Source organism: Hydrogenivirga sp. 128-5-R1-1 (assembly GCF_000171895.1).
Window position 1 is genome coordinate 1 of sequence record NZ_ABHJ01000202.1, and the last position, 1,929, is coordinate 1,929.

A 1,929-nucleotide genomic window follows, 5' to 3' on the forward strand; every position below is an offset into this window, starting at 1 on the left:
CTCGTTGCGGGACTTAACCCAACATCTCACGACACGAGCTGACGACGACCATGCACCACTGTGCGGCGCGGCTGCCCAAAAGGACAGCCTAGTGACCTTTCGGCCACGACACACCGCATGTCAAGCCCTGGTGAGGTTCTTCGGTTAGCATCGAATTAAACCAGACGCTCCACCGGTTGTGCGGGTCCCCGTCAATTCCTTTGAGTTTCAACCTTGCGGCCGTACTCCCCAGGCGGGATGCTTAACGCGTTAGCTTGCGACACGGACGGGTCTCCCCGCCCACATCTAGCATCCATCGTTTACGGCCAGGACTACCCGGGTATCTAATCCGGTTCGCTCCCCTGGCTTTCGTCCCTCAGCGTCAGGTCAGTTCCAGTCGGCCGCCTTCGCCACTGGTGTTCCTCCCGATATCTACGCATTTCACCGCTACACCGGGAATTCCGCCGACCTCTCCCTGCCTCAAGTCCGGCAGTTTGGAAGGCAATTCTGGAGTTGAGCCCCAGGATTTCACCTTCCACTTACCAGACCGCCTACGGACCCTTTACGCCCAGTAAATTCGCGCAACGTTCGGGACCTACGTATTACCGCGGCTGCTGGCACGTAGTTAGCCGTCCCTTCCTCTGTGGGTACCGTCATTATCTTCCCCACTGACAGGTGTTTACACCCCGAAGGGCTTCCTCCACCACGCGGCGTCGCTGGGTCAGCCTTCCGGCCATTGCCCAAGATTCCCCACTGCTGCCCCCCGTAGGGGTGCGGGCCGTGTCTCAGTCCCACTGTGGCTGGCCATCCTCTCAGACCAGCTACCCGTCGTCGGCTTGGTGAGCCTTTACCTCACCAACTACCTGATGGGACGCAGCCCCATCCTCAGGCGCCCGAAGGCCTTTGGAGGCACATCTATTGATACGCCTCTTTATTGGGTATTAGCCCCCCTTTCGAGGGGTTATCCCCATCCTGAGGGTAGGTTAGCTACGCGTTACTCACCCGTTCGCCGGTCGCCAGCACCTTTTCCGAAGAAAAGGCCTGCTGCCCCTCGACTTGCATGTGTTAGGCGCGCCGCCAACGTTCGCGCTGAGCCAGGATCAAACTCTCCAAATTAATCTTCAGAGCCTCTTCCTCGCACATTTGGCTCCCCTATTCTTTTGCCAAGTAGCCATATAGCCTACTCGCTGAGCACCCTTTAGCTCAGCCTTCCTCACCTGAGCAGATAATCAGTTTATATCATCTTTCAGGATTTGTCAACCCTTTCTTCCTTCCTTATACCCTATTCTCTTCTCCCTCTCTAATCAAAAGGGTTTAAAAATATATATCATTGATTTAATTTTGTCAAGGGGTGTAATATTTGGGGGGTACTCCTATCCAAAAATAGCTAAAAATATTCTAAAATAAGGATTATGAGAAAGAGAGGAAGACCAAGGAAATATCAAGAGCACATAAAATGCCCAGAATGTGGTTCAAATTGGTGTAAAAAGTTTGGAAAAAACACAGGAAAACAAAGATATAAATGCAATGAATGTGGAAGACATTTTTATGAAGGTGCAAAATATCATAAACACCCAGAAAAGGTTAAATTGCTTGCCTTAAAAATGTATAGCAAAGGTATGAGTAAGTCTGCTATAGCAAGAGTTTTGAATCTACCTTATAGGACAGTAGCCAGATGGACTTATGAAGTTGGTAAATTTTTAGATAAACATCTGGAAAAGAAATGGAAAAAATTAGCAAACAAAACCCTAATTTCCAATTTAAACCTTAAGTATAATTTTAAACTGTAGAGCTAAAATAAAAAAGTGAATTTTAGCTAAAAACCCTTCCAAAGAAACAGCTTTAATACTTTCAATTCCCATATACTTCAATCTGCTGAAAGTAGTCTCTATCTTCTTCCTAATGGTCTTTAAAAAGTTTGTTTTTTCTTTTGTTTATGATGAATCTTTC

The 1,929-nt window shown here is 48.0% G+C and carries 1 protein-coding gene and 1 rRNA gene; one reads left to right on the top strand and one right to left on the bottom strand.

The features are described 5' to 3' along the window. A 16S ribosomal RNA gene (locus HG1285_RS17835) occupies positions 1-1,095 on the bottom strand; the annotation flags it as partial. 296 nt (positions 1,096-1,391) lie between these two features. Between HG1285_RS17835 and HG1285_RS17840 the strand changes: the two genes are divergently transcribed. After that, positions 1,392-1,769 carry a helix-turn-helix domain-containing protein gene (locus tag HG1285_RS17840; RefSeq protein ID WP_008288890.1) on the top strand — a complete coding sequence of 126 codons (378 nt, stop codon included), beginning with the start codon at positions 1,392-1,394 and terminating at the stop codon, positions 1,767-1,769. Positions 1,770-1,929 lie beyond the last annotated feature (160 nt).